This is a genomic window from Pseudomonas sp. ADAK18, assembly GCF_012935695.1.
In the GTDB taxonomy this organism is placed as follows: domain Bacteria; phylum Pseudomonadota; class Gammaproteobacteria; order Pseudomonadales; family Pseudomonadaceae; genus Aquipseudomonas.
Map to the genome: position 1 here is coordinate 1,614,605 of NZ_CP052859.1, position 18,081 is coordinate 1,632,685.

Below are 18,081 nucleotides of genomic sequence, written 5' to 3' on the forward strand. Positions count from 1 at the left end.
GCGGTCGTTACACCACCCGCTCGACCTTACCTGTGTGCAGTTTGTAAACACCACCCACGATATTCAGTGTGCCTTTGGCCATGGCACTGGATAACAGGCTGGACTCACGCTGCAGGCGTGCGACGGTGTCCTTGACGTTCTGCACAATAGCGTTATCCAGCAGTTCGCCCGGTTGCGTCAGCACTTTGGCGACCGATGGTTTGATCGCATCGGCCAGGCTCTGAATGTGCCCGGGAAACCGGGCATCGTCTTTCAAGGCCTTGACCCCGGCTGATACCGCACCGCAGCTGTCATGACCCAATACCACAATCAGCGGAGTGCCGAGTACCGCGACGGCGTACTCCAGACTGGCGAGGCCGTCTGTGGTGACAAAGTTACCTGCCACCCGTACCGCGAACAGATCGCCTCGGCTGGTATCGAAGGCGTACTCGGGCGCGATCCTCGAGTCAGCGCAACCCAGCACAGCGGCAAAAGGATTTTGCCCACTCGCCAGCGCGTCGCGCTCGCTCATGAAGTCATGACGTTTGGTTACGCCATCGGCATATCGGGCATTGCCGTCCATCAAGCGCGTCAGGGCATCGTCGGGGGATATGGCGTTCTGAGGCTTGGGAAGCGACGCCGCGACGCCGGTGGCGTAGGCCACCTGATTCGGTAGCACTCCGGCCAGCATCAAGGCGCCCGCGCCTGTGGCGGCAAGACACAGGAAGCGGCGGCGTTCGTTGATTACAGGGGCTGACGTTGGTTTGTGGACCTTGCACATCGGCAGTTCACTCTGGGTAGCGGAGTAGGGATAACTCGATGAGACAAGGGTGCAGAGAGTCTGCGGGGCGCGGATGTAGGACTTGTCCGCAGATTGCGAGAGGTCGACTTGTCCCGATGGCTCTTGCTGGAGACGGTTCTCTTCCTCACCGCCCAGGACATTGATCCCAACATGAAAATTTGGACAGCCACCCATTTGTCCGCTGAAAAAATCCGCCGCTGCCCGTAATCTAGGCGCCTTTGCCACGCGCGCGGATCCGCCATGTCTTCAGTTGTCGATGGGTTACCCAGTCACAAACGTCTACCGGCGGTGATCGCTATTTCCCTGGGGATCGGCATGGCGACCCTGGACACCGCCATCGTCAACACCGCGCTGCCGACCCTGGCCGCAGGCATTGGCACCGACTCTGCGTCGGTGATCTGGGTGGTCAATGCCTACCAGCTGGCGATCATCGCCACGGTGCTGCCATTCGCTTCCTTGAGTGATGTGCTGGGGCACCGCCGGGTGTACCTGGGCGGTTTGCTGCTGTTTATCGTGTCGTCTCTGTTTTGCGGGCTGGCCGACTCGCTGGTGACCCTGACCGCCGCGCGCGTGGCCCAGGGCCTGGGCGCGGCGGCGATCATGAGCGTCAATACCGCGTTGTTGCGGTACATCTACCCCTCAAAAATGCTCGGCCGAGGGCTGGGCTACAACTCGCTGGTGGTGGGCCTGGCCTTTACCCTCGGGCCTACCGTGGCCTCGGGGATTCTGTCGGTGGCCACCTGGCACTGGCTCTACTTGATCAATGTGCCGCTGGGGCTGTTGGCCTTGGCGTTGGGCCTGCGTTCGTTGCCGGCGATTCCCATGACCGGGCACGCCTTTGATCGTTTCGCGGCGTTGTTGTGCACGGGGCTGTTTGCCTTATTGGTGTTGGGCCTGGGCACAGCGGTGCATGGTGCCCAAGGCGCGCTGACCTTGGGGCTGATCGCGGTGGCGCTGGTGTGCGGCGCCTTGCTGATTCGTCGTCAGGCCGGCCATCCAGCGCCGATGCTGGCCCTGGACTTGTTCAAGCGGCCGGTGTTTGCCCTGTCTTCATTGACTGCAATTTGTGCGTTCAGCGCCCAGGGATTGGCGTTTGTGTCCTTGCCGTTCCTGTTGCAGGCGGTGCTCGGTCACAGCCAGGTGGCGACTGGTTTTCTGATGACGCCCTGGCCAGCTGTGGTGGCGGTAATGGCGCTGGTGGCGGGGCGCCTGGCCGATCGGGTGTCGTTGGGGTTGCTGTGCGGGATCGGCCTGCTGATGCTGAGCGCGGGCATGGCGGCTCTGGCGACTCTGGGCAATGACGCCACGGCCTTCGAGATTGGCTGGCGCATGGCGTTGTGCGGCGCCGGTTTCGGCTTCTTCCAGTCGCCCAACCTCAAGGCCTTGATGACCAGTGCGCCCTTGGCCCGCAGTGGCGGGGCCAGTGGCATCGTCGCGATCTCCCGGTTGCTGGGGCAGACACTCGGTGCGTCGTTGGTGGCCCTGTGTTTCCACCTGTCATTGAGCAGCGGTCCGCAGTACGCGCTGTGGCTGGGGTGTGGGTTCGCCTTGGTGGGTAGCGTTGCCAGTGGCTTGCGCTTGTTGCAGTTTGCCCCCAAGGACTGATTGGTCCTTGTAAAACACTGAGTGAGAACGCTAACGTTGCAGCCCTGATATTTCTGAATGTTTCAGCTATATGCCCAGCTTGGTCCAACGCACTGCTGATTCCACCTCGCGCCGCGCCGCCCTGACCCTGGGTTTGTGCCTGCCCAGTGACGTGTTGCTCTACCTGCTGCTGCCCATGGAGTCCCAGGCCTTTGGCATTACCCTGGCCCAGGCCGGGGTGTTGCTGGCGGCCAACCGGCTGGTGCGAATTTTCGGTTATCGGCATGTGCTGAACTTCTACGCCCGCCGGGGTGACCGGCTGACCTGCATGCTGGCGGCGGGTGCGGCAACGGTGTGTGCCCTGGGCAATTCATTCCTTTCCGGCTTTGCCGCGCTACTGGTGCTGAGGTTGATCTGGGGCTTGTGTTTTGCCGCGTTGAACCTCTCGACCCAAGTGTTGGCCACTTCCGAACCCTTGGGCGCGGCGCGTAGGGCCGGGCGCTCCCGGGCGTTGATCGCCCTCGGTCCGATGCTGGCTTTGCCCCTGGGCGGTTTGCTGACGTTATGGGCCGGGCCACGGCCGATCTTTTTGATTCTGGCGGTGTGCTGTCTGCTGGGCCTGTGGATGGCGCGCGGACTGCCCACGGCAGGCCATGATTTGCACGGCACCCCCGGCCGGCGTTTTCGCTTGCCGGACACTGTAGCGGTATGGTCGTTTATCGAAGGCGTGGCCCTGGACGGCCTGTTTATTTTCGGCTTGTCGATCCAGGCGCAAAAAATCCTCGGCGGCGATGCGGTGCTGATCGCCGGTGGCTTGATGGCCTTGCGTTATGTCTCGGAATTGCTCCTGAGCCCCTTGGGCGGGCGCGCGGCGCAGCGGTTCGGCGCGACGTCCATGTTACTGCTGTTTTCCTTCTTGAGTGCCCTGGCCCTGACGGCGTTCGGCAGTTATTGGGTCATTGTCGGCGCCGCTGCGGTGCTGGTACTGCGGGCGTTGCAGTTGCCGTTGGTGACCACGCTGGTGGCCGAGCGCAACCCAGGGTCCATGCGCGTTTCAGCCTTGGCGTCCAATGCCGTCTGGCGCGATATCGGCGCCGGGCTCGGGCCGTTATTGGCGGGTTTGCTGCTGCCGGTAGCGTCGGCGCCCTGGGTGTTTGGCGTGGCCGGTGCGGCAATTGCGGTCAGTGCGGTGTTTTGCTGGCGGGCAAAGGCCTGAAAGGCGACACCTATCTGAAGGCTGGAACTCCCGTAGTAGCTGTCGAGCGCCAGCGAGGCTGCGCCAGAGGCGACTCGGTGCCTGATTAGGGTGGTGCGGCCGACGCAGCCTCGCTGGTGCTCGACAGCTGCTACGCGAGAATTATCGGGGCTGCTGCGGGGTTTTCATCGCCGCCAACCAGGCCGGGTCGAGACGCTTCTGTTCGGTCTCGATCCCCAGCGTTTCCATCTTCGCCTTGTGCGCTTCGATCTCCTGGACCAGTTGCGCCTGGGCGCTGGAGTTGGCATCCAACTCATGCATCTGCGTCAGTCCCAAGTGGTAGAAGCGCAGCAACTTGAGCGCCGCCGGGTTCTTGGCCTGCACCTGTTCGGTGACGGTGTGCATCACGTTGGTCACGCTCATCAGGCTGCGCTTGAGCCGCCAGCCGTAGATCGCCGGTGCGAGCCAGGCTTGCGACCAGAAGGGGCCGCGCACCAGGGCCACGGTCAGCAACACCCCAGCCATGACGCCCCCCACGTTGAAGCGAAAATTGTCCCCGCCAGGTTCGCCAAACGCCATCACGGCCAGGCTGGACAGCAGCATCGCCAGGGCCACAAACATCACAGCAACGATCAACGTGCTGCGACGGGTCTGCTGACGATAGGTTTGCGGGTCGCAGGGTTTGATCTCGAACATCCGGTGGCAGTCTCCATGGGGCGAGCAGGGGTATAGCGAAGCTCGGCATCATCGCATGCTTCGTGGTTTCGGGGGCTGTAATCAGGTTGAACGATGGCGGGCCCTGCGTCCTCTAACGTCAGTAGGCAACGAACGTCCCAGGGAGGTGAACCATGACTCAGTATCAGCAGCAACCCGGCACGCCCCATCCCGACGACCGAACACCCGGGGAGGAGGAACGCGACAACGACGCCCAGCGTCCCAATGATCCGGCCAAGCGCAAGGATGATGTGAAACGGGTTGAAGACGACCTGGAAAACCTGCACGACAAGGCGCGGCCGTTGTAACCCGGAGAGCGGAGGAGGTAGTGATGAGCAATCGTTCAACTGGACCGCATTCATCGGAACATTCCAGCGGCAAGGATGAATTGGGTTTTGACCCTGATTCGCCGGACTTGGCCGACCCCCAGGTCGACCCGACAGGTCCTGCGATTGCACCGCTGGACAAGAAAGATAAGCCAGGCAACAAACCGCCTTACGATCCCTTGGCGGACCTCAAGCCCTGAACAGAGCCCCGCCATTGAGCGGGGCTCTTTTTTACCGTGCGCCGATCAGTTGCCGTTCATTCGCCAAACCTCTTCGGTGGCGCCCAACTGACGTCGGTGATGCCGTATTTTTCCGCCCATGGCCGGCTGGTCTTTTTGACCCGTTCATGCCCCGGTCGACCGACGCGGGCAATGTGAGCGACCCCTGCATCGCAGGCTGCCCAATGCCAGGCCTCGGCGTTATTCATCAAGTCGGCACGTACGACAAAAGTTTTGGGCTCACCGTGCAGCAAATAGTGGATGGTGTAGATCGTTGCGGTACTCATATTACCTCCCTGTGTTGTTCTGAATGGATGCAAAGCGGCTCAGAAAGGTTCAGAAATTTTATGGCCCCACACGGTATGTTTTGATGTAGGTCACAATTGGCAAGTCGCGACCTTCAGGGTATTAGTGACGTCTTCACCTCATGCTCAAGGATCGCTTCATGTTTGAGGAATCCCCCCGTCTGACCCACAGCCGCTTGTACCTGCAGCGCCTGGGGTATGACACGCCGCCCGCGCCGACCCTGCAAACCCTCAAAGACTTGCAACTGCGCCATGTCAGCACCTTTGCCTTTGAAAGCCTGTCGACGCTGTTGCGGGCGCCTGTGCCGATCGACTTGCCCAGCGTCGAGCAAAAAGTCCTGTTTGATGGGCGGGGCGGTTATTGCTACGAACTGAACCAGATGTTCCTGGCCTTGCTGCAAGAGCTGGGCTTTGAGGCACGGGGCATTACCGGCCGGGTGGTGATGGGCGGGCCGCCCGATGCACACACGGGGCGTACGCATCGCTTGAGCCTGGTGACCATCGACGGAGTGCGTTATGTCAGCGACGTCGGCTTTGGTGGCATGGTGCCGAGCAGCCCGCTGCAACTGGACACCGAAGCGCCCCAGGCCACCGCCCACGAACCCTTTCGCCTGAGCTTGCATGAAGGCAGCTATACCCTGTGGGCCCAGGTCGCCGGGGAGTGGCGCGGGCTGTATGTGTTCGATTTGCAGCCGCAGTCGCACTTCGACTATGAAATCGGCAACTGGTACGTCTCGACCCACCCACAATCGCCGTTTTTTGGCACGTTGAAGGTGGCACTGCTCGCTTCGGGCCTGCGCCGTACCTTGAATAACGGCCACTACGCTGTTCACTACCTGGACCGCGACAGCGAAAAACGCGCGATCCAGGATGTGGATGAGTTGATGGCGCTGCTGCAAGACAGCTTCGGTATTCGCCTGCCCGAACATCCGCAACTGCGTGAGCGTCTTGGAAGTTTGCTGACTGCGCCCTGAGGCACTGCGGGAGCGAGCAGGCTCGCTCCACCCAACCCTGGCCGCCGAAGCCCCCCTTTATGTCCCCCAATACCCTCAACGCCCGGGCGCCTCTGCCTTAGTGTGGATCAGGCTTTCCACACAATAAGAGAGAGGGTGGCTATGTCGGCAACAACCCCTTGTCGCCTCGGTCTGCTGCTGGCCTTGATTGGCCTGCTGGCGGCCTGTGGCGATGGATCGAAACCTTCCCCGCAACGCGCTACATCGGCCACCGCCATGCCCACCGACCCGGCGTTGGCCCAGGTGTACGACACCAGTTGCAAGCTGTGCCACGGCAACCCGGCCTCCGGCGCGCCGTTGACGGGTGACGGCCAGGCCTGGAGCCCGCGCATTGCCCAGGGCGCGGACACCCTGCTGGACCATTCGATCAATGGCTACAACGGCATGCCACCCATGGGCCTGTGCATGCAGTGCTCCGAGGAGCAATTCCTGGGGCTGATCAGCTTTATGTCCGGTCAACACATCCAATAACAATAATGGGGTAGCGGGTATGGCGATGGACCTTTCACGGCGGCAACTGTTGCAGCGTTCGGCGCTGGCGGGGGCGTTCCTGGCGTTGAACAGCAACCCGGTGCTGGCGCAACTGGCCCGCGCGCCACGGCTGATTCCCTGGCGCAACTGGTCGGGGGCGCAAAACTGCCTGCCCCTGGCGCGCCTGGCGCCGAAAAACCTGGATGAACTGGTGCAGGTGATTGGTCAGGCCCCGGGCAAGATACGGCCGGTGGGTGCGGGCCACTCGTTCAGTGCCTTGGTGCCCACGGACGGGACATTGCTGTCCCTGAGCTTTTTCAACGGGCTGCTGGATCACGACCCCAAGACTTTGCAAGCGACCTTTGCCGCCGGTACGCCGATGTCGCGCATGGGCCCGGCCCTGAAGGCCGTCGGCCAGGCCTTGCCCAATATGGCGGATATTGATTACCAGACCCTGGCCGGCGCTATCTCCACCTCGACCCACGGCACCGGCGTGGGCTTCACCTCGTATTCCGGCTGCGTCACCGGCCTGCAACTGGTCACTGCCCAGGGCGAGGTTCTGGATTGCGATGCCCAGCGTCATCCCGAGGTGTTCAACGCCGCGCGGGTGTCCCTCGGTGCTCTCGGCGTGGCGACTCAAGTCCGTTCGCAGAACCGTGCGCCGTATCGCCTGCGGGAACGGCAATGGATCGCCAAGACCGAAGAGTTGCTGGAAGACGTAGAAAAGAACACCCGGGAAAACCAGCACTGGGAAATGCTCGTGGTCACTCATTCCGATTACGCCCTGTCCATCGCCCTGAATGAAACCACCGACGCCGAGACGCCGCCCATCGACCCGGCCGAGGCGGGCGGCAATGAGTTCGTCTCGATCATCGAGAAGCTCGACAAATACGGCAGCGACTTCCCCGAGGCCCGACGCACCTTGCTTAACAGCCTGCGCTATTTCGCCAGCTTCGAGGACCGGGTCGCCGAGTCGTTCCAGGTCTATGCCAACGTGCGCAACGTGCGCTTCAACGAAATGGAGTACTCGGTACCCGCCGAGCACGGCCCGGCCTGCCTGCGGGAAATCCTCAAGCTGATCAGCGACAAGGACCTGCGCACCTGGTTTCCCATCGAGTACCGCTACGTTAAGGCTGACGACATTCCCTTGAGCATGTTCGAAGGGCGTGACAGCTGTTCGATCTCCGTGCATCAGCACTACACCATGGACCATCACAACTTTTTCGCGGCTGTGGAACCGATCTTCTGGAAGTACGCCGGCAGGCCTCACTGGGGCAAATTGCACACCCTCAATGCGCGCAACTTGCAGCCGCTTTACCCGCGTTGGGAGGAGTTCACGCGGGTGCGTCAGGCGCTGGACCCCAGCGGTAAGTTCCTCAATGCGCACCTGTCATCGATCCTGGGAGTGGCCTGATGAACCGCAGAAACTTCATGCTCGGTACGCTTGGATTCGGAGCGCTGGTGGTCGGCGGTGCAGCCTTGCTGCGCCCAGGTGATCGCGGCAGTCCCTACAGCGACTATTTCCGCGCATTGAACCAGGAGCTCAAGGCCCATGGGCCGATGCGCCCGGTGATGCTGATCGACCTGGACCGTCTGGATCACAATATCGATGTGGTGATGCAGTCGGTGCAGCGCGGGGGCAAGCACCTGCGCCTGGTGGAGAAATCCCTGCCGTCGCCAGGGTTGCTGACTTACATCGCCAAACGTGCCGGTACCCAGCGCTTGATGTCGTTTCATCAGCCGTTCCTCAACCACGACGCCGAGGTTTTTCCCGACGCCGATATCCTGCTGGGCAAGCCGTTGCCGGTACGTTCTGCCGAGCTGTTTTATCAACTGCACAAGGGTGCATTTGATCCAGCGCGGCAGTTGCAGTGGTTGCTGGACACCCCCGAACGTTTGCAGCAGTACCTGGCGCTGGCCCAGGGCATGGGGACGAAGATGCGGGTCAATATCGAGCTGGATGTGGGCCTGCACCGTGGCGGTATCAGCGACAACGCCGTGCTGGGGCAGATGCTCGGGATGATCAGTGCTCATCCGCAGCACTTGGAGTTTTCCGGGTTTATGGGCTACGACCCGTTTGTTGGTATGGGCGTGCCGGGGATTCTTGGCTCGCCCCAGGCACTGTTCGACAAGGTCATGCAGCAGTACAACGGCTACGTCGACTACACCCGCCAGCAGTTTGCGCCTTTGTGGCGTGATGATCTGACGCTGAACACCGCCGGCAGTCCGACCTATCGCATTCATGAGCAGGAGCGTCTGAGCAGTGAAGTGTCGGTGGGTACGGCGATGCTCAAGCCGACGCACTACGACTTACCGTCTTTGAGTGAGCATGTGCCGGCGGCCTTTATTGCCACGCCGGTACTGAAAAGCACGGGGGCGGTGAATATTCCGGCGTTGGATGACAAGTCCCGGTTGTTCTCGTGGTGGGACCGTAACCAGCGAGCCACGTTCTTTATCTATGGCGGTAATTGGCTGGCGCAGTTCGAGTCGCCCGAGGGGCTGCAAAGCAATGAATTGTATGGGCGTAGTTCTAATCAGGAGATGGTGAATGGGTCGCCCAAGGTGGCCTTGAACGTGGAGGACCAGGTGTTTTTGCGTCCAACTCAGAGTGAGTTCGTGCTGCTGCAGTTTGGGGATTTGTTGGCGGTGCGGGGTGGGAAGATTGTTGAGCGTTGGCCGGTTTATGGCTGACCGGCTGGTTGAATTTGGGGTGCATATCCGTTACCGCAGCAACGGATATGTACCCAGCCCAAGCCCAACAACCTGAACCATTCCTGAAGAATCCTCCTATTCCTCCTGCGGAAACTTTCCTACGGTTTACTCTCCATGTAACGGGGCGTAAGCTTCGCGCGTTTTCATCAATAGCGGAGACCCTCAGTGGGTACTTGTTCGAGTGACAGTCGTCGGCTGGTTGTAGTAACCGGCACATACTTGGCAAGATAACGCGCATTTTCCTGTGCCGTTGTCTCGCCGAAAAAGCGAGAAACGGCATCCCGTCACGGCCAGTCCTGGCCTGTGGCCCGAAGTCCTCTCATCGACGCTGAACAGTACGTGATGCCTTGCATCGCAGTACTACGGACGCGCCTGTCGTTTGCGACAGGCGGGCCTATCCTGTCGTGCCCGTGACCCGGCCACGGCCCCAGGACGGTCGTACCTGCCCGAAGGTTTCCTCGCGCAGGAGTTACACCATGAAACTCACTCTGTTGAAAGAGTTCTTCGCCGGCTTCCTGCGGACCCGGCATATCGCCCGGCACTTCCGGCGTCTGGCCCTGTTTGAAACCTTGACCGATGCCAGTGTCAGCCGCGAGGTGCCGCCCACCCTGGCACAAACCCTGGTGACGGCGGCCAATAGTGAGCCCGTGCCGCTGCTGGTTCGCTTGGGCAGTCATGTTGACGGCTTGCGCGTCCAGGAAGCCGATGCGCTGCGGGTTCAGTACGGCCTCAATGAAGTCGAGCACGAGCAGCCGCTGCCGTGGTGGGTGCACCTGTGGCACTGCTACAAAAACCCGTTCAACTTGCTGCTGACCTTGTTGGCGTTAATCTCCTGGCTGACCGACGACATGAAGGCCGCCACGGTGATTTTTTCCATGGTGGTGCTGTCGACGTTGCTGCGGTTCTGGCAAGAGGCCAAGTCGAACAAGGCCGCCGATGCCCTCAAGGCCATGGTCAGCAACACCGCCACCGTATTGCGGCGGGACATGGGCAATGAGCCGGCCCATGGCTTGGGCCGATTCCTCGGTGCGGCAGCGCTGGCGGCCGAAGGCGTGCAGCGTATCGAGTTGCCGATCAAGCAACTGGTACCGGGTGATCTGATCGTGCTGTCGGCCGGCGACATGATCCCCGCCGATTGCCGCGTACTCAGCGCCAAGGATTTGTTTGTCAGCCAGGCAGCGATGACCGGTGAGTCCATGCCGGTGGAGAAATTCGCTCAGCAGCAGGACGCCAAGACCCTCAACCCCCTGGACTTGGACAACATCCTGTTCATGGGCACCAACGTGGTGTCCGGCGCGGCCACGGCGGTGGTACTGACCACCGGCAACAGCACCTATTTCGGCACCCTGGCCCAGCGGGTCACCGCGACAGATCGGGTGACGACCTCGTTCCAGCACGGCGTCAACAAGGTCAGTTGGTTGTTGATCCGCTTCATGTTCGTGATGGCGCCGCTGGTACTGTTCATCAACGGTTTCACCAAGGGCGACTGGACCGAGGCCCTGTTGTTTGCGCTGTCGATTGCTGTGGGCTTGACCCCGGAAATGCTGCCGATGATCGTCACCTCGACCCTGGCCAAGGGTGCGGTGTTCCTGTCGCGTAAAAAAGTCATCGTCAAGCGCCTGGACGCGATCCAGAACTTCGGCGCCATGGACGTGCTGTGCACTGACAAGACCGGCACCCTGACCCAGGACAAGATCTTCCTCGCACGCCATGTGGACGTGTGGGGCGAAGAGTCGGATGACGTGCTGGAAATGGCTTACCTCAATAGTTACTACCAGACCGGGCTGAAAAACCTGCTGGACGTAGCGGTGCTGGAACACGTTGAAGTGCACCGCGAGTTGAAAGTCGGTACGGCATTCCAGAAGGTCGACGAGATCCCGTTCGACTTCAACCGGCGGCGCATGTCGGTGGTGGTGGCCGAGCAGGGCCAGCCACACCTGTTGATCTGCAAGGGCGCCGTGGAAGAAATCCTTGCGGTGTGCAACAACGTGCGCCACGGCGATATCAACCAGCCGTTGACGGACGAACTGTTGACACAGATTCGCCAGGTCACTGCTGCCTTCAACGAAGAAGGCCTGCGGGTGGTCGCTGTCGCGGCGCAACCCATGGCGGCTGGGCGCGACACCTACAGCCTGGCCGATGAGCGCGACCTGACCCTGATCGGTTATGTGGCGTTCCTCGATCCACCTAAAGAAAGCACTGCGCCCGCGCTCAAGGCCCTGAAGGCCCACGGTGTGGCGGTGAAAGTCCTGACCGGCGACAACGAACTGGTGACCGCGAAGATCTGCCGCGAAGTCGGCCTGGAGCAGCAAGGCCTGCTGATGGGCAACGACATCGAACGCATGAGCGACACGCAACTGGCCCAGGCGGTGGAAACCACCAACGTGTTTGCCAAGCTGACGCCGTCCCACAAGGAGCGCATCGTGCGCCTGCTCAAGGCCAACGGCCATGTGGTGGGTTTCATGGGCGACGGTATCAACGACGCGCCGGCCCTGCGTACCGCGGACATTGGTATTTCGGTGGACAGCGCCGTGGACATCGCCAAAGAAGCGGCCGACATCATTCTGTTGGAAAAGAGCCTGATGATCCTGGAGGAGGGCGTGCTGGAAGGCCGTCGCACCTTCGCCAACATGCTCAAGTACATCAAGATGACCGCCAGTTCGAACTTCGGCAACGTGTTCTCGGTGCTGGTGGCCAGTGCCTTTATCCCATTCCTGCCGATGTTGCCGATGCACTTGCTGGTGCAGAACCTGTTGTATGACATTTCGCAGATCGCCATTCCATTCGACAACGTCGACGAGGAGATGCTGAGCAAGCCGCAACGTTGGCAGCCCGGTGACGTGGGACGCTTCATGCTGTTCTTCGGGCCCATCAGTTCGATCTTTGACATCACCACGTTCGCCTTGATGTGGTATGTCTTCGACGCTAATACGCCGGACCATCAAACCCTGTTTCAGTCAGGCTGGTTTGTGGTGGGACTGCTGACCCAGACGCTGATCGTGCACATGATCCGTACCCCGAAAATCCCCTTCCTGCAGAGCCGTGCGGCGATGCCGTTGATGGTGATGACGGGCGTGATCATGGCGGTGGGGATTTTCCTGCCGATGGGCCCGTTGGCGCATTACTTCAAATTGCAGGCGCTGCCGTCGCTGTATTTCGTGTTTCTGCCGGTGATCCTGCTGGCGTACATGGCGCTGACTCAGGCGGTGAAAGGTTTCTATATTCGTAAGTTTGGCTGGCAGTGAACAAGGAAGGTTTTTCATGCAAGCAATCAACAACATCAACCTCAATTCCCTGATCGACACCCTGGTCAGCCTCAGTGCGGCCTTCATCCTCGGGGGGCTGATCGGGTTTGAACGTCAATACCGCCAGCGCACCGCCGGTTTGCGCACTAATGTGCTGGTGGCGGTGGGGGCGGCGATTTTCGTCGACATGGCCAACCGCCTGGGCGGTGCGGAAGGGGCCGTACGGGTGGTCGCCTATGTGGTCTCGGGCATCGGTTTTCTGGGCGCAGGTGTGATCATGCGCGAGGAAGGCAATGTGCGCGGCCTGAACACGGCGGCCACCCTGTGGGCCTCGGCGGCCGTGGGTGCCTGTGCCGGTGCAGACCTGATCCTTGAAGCGCTGCTGGGCACGTTGTTTATCCTGGCGGCCAATACCTTGCTGCGACCTATCGTTAACAACATCAACCGCCAGCCTCTGGATGTGGTGTCGGCCGAGGTCACCAACATCCTCTACGTGATCGCCCGCCGCACCCAGCAAAAGGCCGTATTGGCCTTGTTGGAAGCGGAACTGGCGCGGTGTAACTATCCGGCCAGTGACGTCGACGTGCGCCCCTTCGGCAGCGAAGAAGTGGAAATCGAGGCTACCCTGGCGGTGACGTCGGTGGACGGCGACGAACTGGACGCGCTGGTCTCGCGTATCTCCACCTCGGCCCTGGTGGTGCAAGCTTTCTGGAGCCCGAGTACTACCGATTAGCTCATGCTGCTTGTCAGCAAGCGCCATGGCTGTCCTTTGCAGAGAGGAAGAGTGCCGTAGCCTGCCTCCCTCGGTGATTTTTACTATGCTTCTCATGAGGATAAATCCTACATGTGAGTAGGAATTACCCTTCATCTGGAAAGCGTTTCCATTGCTAATGTTGCGCGCTTGCGCCTAGCCGGTAAGGAAGGTGCTGTTTTTTAAATAGAGGGCCAGGCTTGTCTGGGAGGCTTGGGAGTACGCAGTGCCGTTCGTCGGAACTGTCATTTCTCACAGGTAGCCAGGCCCCGTGCGGCGTGTAAGGGTATTGACGCCTTGATGAATTCATCAAGCCGTCAGTGATGGAATCAATGAGGCAGGAGTCTTCTCAAGGGAGTCGCATGAGTAAAGCGCTAATAGTGGATGATCATCCGTTTATTCGGTCAACCGTCAAGTATCTGCTCAGGCAGGAAGGCTTCGACAAGATTTTTGAGGCCGGCAACGGTGCTGATGCCATGCAGTTCGCCAGGGAGGAACGGCCGGACCTGATCATTCTCGATCTGGCCATGCCGAAGCTGGGTGGGCTGGAGGTGATCAGCCGGGTCAAGGCGTTAGGCCTGCCGTGCAAGATCCTTGTGCTGACCTCGTACCTGGCGGTGTTTTTTTCCGCGCGCTGCATGCGTGCCGGTGCGATGGGGTTTGTTGCCAAAACCGGTGAGCTGGACGAGCTGCAAAAAGCCATCAAGGCGGTCATGTCCAACTACAGTTGTTTCCCCAGCCTGCCCACCAGCTCGGTACGCCGGGATGATTTGCAGTCCACTGAGCTGGAGTTGGTCGCCGCACTTTCGGACCGTGAACTGACGGTGTTGCAGAAGCTTGCCTTGGGCTTGGGTAATAAGGAAATTGCCGAGGATATGCTGCTCAGCCACAAAACCATCAGTACCTATAAAACCCGGTTGAAGGAGAAACTGAAGATGTCCTCGGTGGTGCATTTGTCCAAGTTCGCCCAGCGCAATCATCTGATCTGAGATGACCACATTCCGGGCGTCATGGCTCATCGCATTCCTATGGGTAAGCCTGCTCTCCATGTTGGGAACGGCCCTTGGCGAGCCACACTCGCTGCGCTTGTTGGGACATTCCAGTCTTGAGGGCCGAACCGTGACGCTGGAGGAGGTCGACTGGCGCTGGTTGCGAGAGCGGCGGATGTTGTCGATGGGGATTTCTGCGCCCGATTACTCGCCATTCGAATTGAGCAACAATAACGATGAACTTGAAGGGATTACCGCTGATTACGCGGCGCTGGTTGCCGAGGCGCTAAATATCAAGATCAAGGTCCGGCGTTATGACAACCGGCATGACGTCATCGCCGCCCTCAAGCGTGGCGAGGTCGACTTTCTGGGTTCGGCCAACGGTTACGAGGCCGCTGACCCACAACTCATCCTGTCGCGCTCCTATGCCAGCGATCAACCCACGCTGGTGACTCGAGCGGGAGATAGTCAGGCTTTAAGCGTCGATCTGGCGGGCAAGCGTCTGGCGATGCTTTATCACTACATGCAACCTGACGCGGTAAAGGCGTTTTATCCCGATGCCACGTTGCAGCTGTTTCCGTCGACCTTCGAGGCCATCGGTGCCGTAGCGTTTGGTCGGGCGGATGTCTATCTTGGAGATGCGATCAGCGCCAATTACCTGATCAACAAGAACCACCTGAACAACGTACGAATGGCCGACTTTTCGGCACTGGAGGTTAATCCCTTTGCCTTTGCATTCGCGCGGGACAATACCCGTCTATTGCACATCATAAATGCGGCGCTGGCAGTGATTCCTGCTAACGAACAGATGGAGATATTGCGCCGCTGGAGTGCGGGTAATCTCGGTTTTATCGGTTCGGAGCGGTTGCGCTTGAGTACCAGCGAACAACGTTGGCTGGAGAGAAATCCGCGAGTAAAAGTCGCGGTGCTCGACAAGTTCCTGCCGCTTTCATTTTTTAATGAACAGGGTCAGTTTCAAGGCCTGAGTGCCGAAGTTCTGGCACGGATCAGCTTGCGTACCGGGTTGAAGTTCGATGTGGTGCAGGGCAGCTCGTTATCCCGACAGATTGATCAGGTCAACGCCGGTACCGCAGACATGATTGCGGTCGTCACTCCCAGCACTGAACGGGCGGACAAGATCCGTTTTACCAGGCCTTACCTGACCAATCCGTTTGTGCTGGTGAGCCGCAACAGCGCGAGCAGCCCGGTCACGCTGGAGGATATGTCGGGAAAACGCCTGGCGCTCAATGGTGGTAATGGCATATGGGAAGGGATCGCTCATGAGTTTCCCGACATCCGGCTTGTGGACGTTGAAAACCCCGAGCAGGGCATGGCGCTGGTGGCCAACGGAGGTGCCGATGCGACGGTCAACATGCTGATCAGTGCGCGCTACATGATCGCCCACCAGTACCGTGATCGCTTGCGGGTGACCAGTACCGTCGGTGCCGAGCCGGCGCAGATCACCTTTGGCGTTAACCGCAGTCAGTTGGAGTTGTACTCGATCCTGGACAAGGCGCTGTTGAGCATCACGCCCCAGGAAATGGATGAGTTGGCTAACCTCTGGCGCAGTGAAGTGGTGATCGAAGACAGCCATTGGCTACGCCATCGCAACACGATTATTCAGGGCTTTGGCCTGGCGGCGTTGCTTTTGCTGATTACCCTGGGGTGGGCCATCTACTTGCGCAGCCTGATACAAAAGCGTGCCCAGGCCGAGCGTGCCCTGAGTGATCAGATGCGTTTCATGGGCGTGTTGATCGATGGTACGCCTCACCCGATTTATGTCCGCGATCGCCTGGGGCGGCTGATGGCCTGCAACAGCGCCTACCTTGATGTGTTTGGCTTCAAGCTGGAGGAGGTGATAGGCAAGACAGTTGTAGAAACCGACAGCGGCAACTCCCCGCAAGCCCAGTCTTATCATGAAGATTATCTGCGATTGATGGAGCGCGGAGAGCCGCAGATTCATGATCGTGTGCTTAAAGTGCCTGGTCGCGCGATCTTGACCATCTACCACTGGATGCTGCCGTACCGGGACGGTGACGAGAAGGTAGTGGGCATGATCGCCGGCTGGGTGGATGTCAGTGAGCGGCAACTGTTGCTGGGCCAATTGCAAGAGGCCAAGGACGACGCCGATACGGCTAACCGCGCCAAGACGACGTTCCTGGCGACCATGAGCCATGAGATCCGTACGCCCATGAATGCGGTGATCGGCATGATCGAGTTGGCCCTGAAAAATGCCGAGCAGGGCCGGGTGGATCGTGATGCGCTGGAGGTCGCCTCGGTGGCTTCGCGAGGCATGCTGGAATTGATCGGCGATATTCTCGACGTTGCCCGCATCGAGTCCGGCCATCTGTCCCTGGCCCTGGAACCCTCGAATCTGCGTGAGCAACTGGAGTCCGTGGCGCGGGTCTTCGAAGGCCTTGCGCGTGCCAAAGGACTGGCGCTGCTGGTGGAGCTTGATCCGTTGATTGATCGCCCTGTGCTAATCGACCCGATGCGTTTCAAACAGGTGGTATCCAACCTGCTGAGTAACGCGATCAAGTTCACCGAGAGCGGCCAGGTACGGCTCAGTGCTTATGGATCACCCGCTGTTGCCAATGGCTATCTGAGTTTGCGGCTATGTGTGGAGGATACCGGTATCGGCATCAGTACCGAAGATCGGCAACGACTGTTCAGCCCGTTTATCCAAGGGGGCAATAATACTGAGCAATCGGCACGCAGTGGCTCTGGTCTGGGGTTGGTGATCAGTCGCAATCTGTGCGAGATGATGGGCGGTCAGTTGCAGTTGAGCAGCATCCTGGGGCAGGGCACGCGGGTGGATGTCACGCTGGCGTTAGCGGTGGCGACGTCACCCCCGGTGCCGGTGATACCCGTTGCGCTGGAAGCGCCACCTGCTCATGTGTTGAGTATCCTGGTGGTGGATGACTATCCGGCCAATCGCCTGCTGCTAGCTCGGCAATTGAGTTTTCTCGGGCACCGGATCAGTACCGCCGAGGATGGTGTGCAGGGTCTGGAGTGCTGGCGGGCCGGGCGCTTTGACGGTGTCATCACCGATTGCAACATGCCCTTCAAGGACGGGTACCAGTTGGCACGGGACATTCGTGAGCAAGAGCGCGAACGTGGGCTGGCACCTTGTCTGTTACTGGGGTTTACCGCCAACGCCCGGCCGGAGGAGAAGGAGCGTTGCTTGGAGGCCGGTATGGACGGCTGCCTGTTCAAACCCACGGGGCTTGAGGATTTACACGCGGCATTGGCTTCGCGGGCGGCCAATCCATCGGTGGCTGAGAACACCCTGGCTGATATTGACTTGAGCCATCTGGTGAAGCTGACGGGTGATGACGCCGAAGCGATTAGAGAGTTGCTGGCCCCGTTACTCGACAGCCTGTCGGCTGACCGCGCACTGCTGCCACAACTGCAGCACAAGGTTGATTTTGCCCAGTTGCATGACCTGGCCCACAGGGCCAAGGGTGGCGCGCGCATGGTCAAGGCCCAGGCGCTGATTATCGGTTGTGAGGCATTGGAAGGTGTCTGTGAGCGCAAGGACCGTGAAGCATTGGCTGCGGCGGTGGAAGGTGTACGCAACGCCATTGATCTGCTGCATCACACGCTGACCACCTATTGCAATCGGCCTTGACTGGCATATCGCATTGTTTGCAGTCGCTTGAGGTATTTGGGAGAACTCCTACGCGAAGGTGGAACAAGGCTGATTTTGTCTTCGGAATATGTCTGGAGAATGGGCCGCTCCTTTCTTCAATGAGCGATGCATGCTCAGGGGTTCAC

At 60.0% G+C, this 18,081-nt stretch carries 15 protein-coding genes; 12 read left to right on the forward strand and 3 right to left on the reverse strand.

Translation table 11 applies throughout. The features are described from left to right. Positions 1-7 precede the first annotated feature (7 nt). Positions 8-760, reverse strand: coding sequence for a carbonic anhydrase (locus HKK55_RS07255; RefSeq protein WP_169354021.1), 753 nt, complete (start codon positions 758-760; stop codon positions 8-10). Between the two features lie 261 nt (positions 761-1,021). Between HKK55_RS07255 and HKK55_RS07260 the strand changes: the two genes are divergently transcribed. Beyond that, the gene (locus HKK55_RS07260) at positions 1,022-2,386 is read left to right on the forward strand and encodes an MFS transporter (protein WP_169354022.1); all 1,365 of its coding nucleotides are present in this window, start codon (positions 1,022-1,024) and stop codon (positions 2,384-2,386) included. A 70-nt stretch (positions 2,387-2,456) separates the two neighbouring features. Next, on the forward strand, positions 2,457-3,581 hold the full coding sequence (locus HKK55_RS07265) for an MFS transporter (protein WP_169354023.1): 1,125 nt from the start codon (positions 2,457-2,459) through the stop codon (positions 3,579-3,581). Between the two features lie 141 nt (positions 3,582-3,722). Here the strand turns inward: HKK55_RS07265 and HKK55_RS07270 are convergent, their stop codons facing one another. Continuing rightward, positions 3,723-4,256 (reverse strand): DUF3087 family protein, encoded by a 534-nt coding sequence (locus HKK55_RS07270; RefSeq protein WP_169354024.1) that lies wholly within the window; start codon positions 4,254-4,256, stop codon positions 3,723-3,725. Between the two features lie 152 nt (positions 4,257-4,408). Here HKK55_RS07270 and HKK55_RS07275 point away from each other — a divergent pair, with 152 nt between their 5' ends. Both HKK55_RS07275 and HKK55_RS07280 read left to right on the forward strand, forming a co-directional pair. Beyond that, entirely contained in the window at positions 4,409-4,582 is a 174-nt protein-coding gene (locus HKK55_RS07275) for a hypothetical protein (protein ID WP_169354025.1), read from the forward strand. A 23-nt stretch (positions 4,583-4,605) separates the two neighbouring features. After that, complete coding sequence (locus HKK55_RS07280; RefSeq protein ID WP_169354026.1) at positions 4,606-4,800, forward strand: DUF6021 family protein; 195 nt, start codon at positions 4,606-4,608, stop codon at positions 4,798-4,800. 56 nt (positions 4,801-4,856) lie between these two features. Here the strand turns inward: HKK55_RS07280 and HKK55_RS07285 are convergent, their stop codons facing one another. Further along, the gene (locus tag HKK55_RS07285; RefSeq protein ID WP_169354027.1) at positions 4,857-5,105 is read right to left on the reverse strand and encodes a DUF6555 family protein; all 249 of its coding nucleotides are present in this window, start codon (positions 5,103-5,105) and stop codon (positions 4,857-4,859) included. A gap of 158 nt (positions 5,106-5,263) precedes the next feature. Between HKK55_RS07285 and HKK55_RS07290 the strand changes: the two genes are divergently transcribed. From HKK55_RS07290 to HKK55_RS07325, 8 genes are all read left to right on the forward strand, one after another. Further along, a complete protein-coding gene (locus tag HKK55_RS07290; RefSeq protein WP_169354028.1) occupies positions 5,264-6,097 on the forward strand; it encodes an arylamine N-acetyltransferase in 834 nt (277 codons plus the stop codon). Positions 6,098-6,238: 141 nt separating this feature from the next. After that, positions 6,239-6,607, forward strand: a complete 369-nt coding sequence (locus HKK55_RS07295) for a cytochrome c5 family protein (protein WP_169354029.1) — start codon at positions 6,239-6,241, stop codon at positions 6,605-6,607. A gap of 85 nt (positions 6,608-6,692) precedes the next feature. Then, entirely contained in the window at positions 6,693-8,021 is a 1,329-nt protein-coding gene (locus HKK55_RS07300) for a D-arabinono-1,4-lactone oxidase (protein WP_169357799.1), read from the forward strand. A 68-nt stretch (positions 8,022-8,089) separates the two neighbouring features. Further along, positions 8,090-9,298, forward strand: coding sequence for a DSD1 family PLP-dependent enzyme (locus HKK55_RS07305; RefSeq protein ID WP_169357800.1), 1,209 nt, complete (start codon positions 8,090-8,092; stop codon positions 9,296-9,298). A 497-nt stretch (positions 9,299-9,795) separates the two neighbouring features. Then, complete coding sequence (mgtA, locus tag HKK55_RS07310) at positions 9,796-12,564, forward strand: magnesium-translocating P-type ATPase (protein ID WP_169354030.1); 2,769 nt, start codon at positions 9,796-9,798, stop codon at positions 12,562-12,564. 16 nt (positions 12,565-12,580) lie between these two features. Next, positions 12,581-13,297, forward strand: coding sequence for an MgtC/SapB family protein (locus HKK55_RS07315; RefSeq protein WP_169354031.1), 717 nt, complete (start codon positions 12,581-12,583; stop codon positions 13,295-13,297). A 380-nt stretch (positions 13,298-13,677) separates the two neighbouring features. Continuing rightward, positions 13,678-14,304, forward strand: a complete 627-nt coding sequence (locus tag HKK55_RS07320) for a response regulator transcription factor (protein WP_169354032.1) — start codon at positions 13,678-13,680, stop codon at positions 14,302-14,304. A gap of 1 nt (position 14,305) precedes the next feature. Continuing rightward, a complete protein-coding gene (locus HKK55_RS07325) occupies positions 14,306-17,935 on the forward strand; it encodes a transporter substrate-binding domain-containing protein (protein WP_169354033.1) in 3,630 nt (1,209 codons plus the stop codon). Positions 17,936-18,081: the final 146 nt, after the last annotated feature.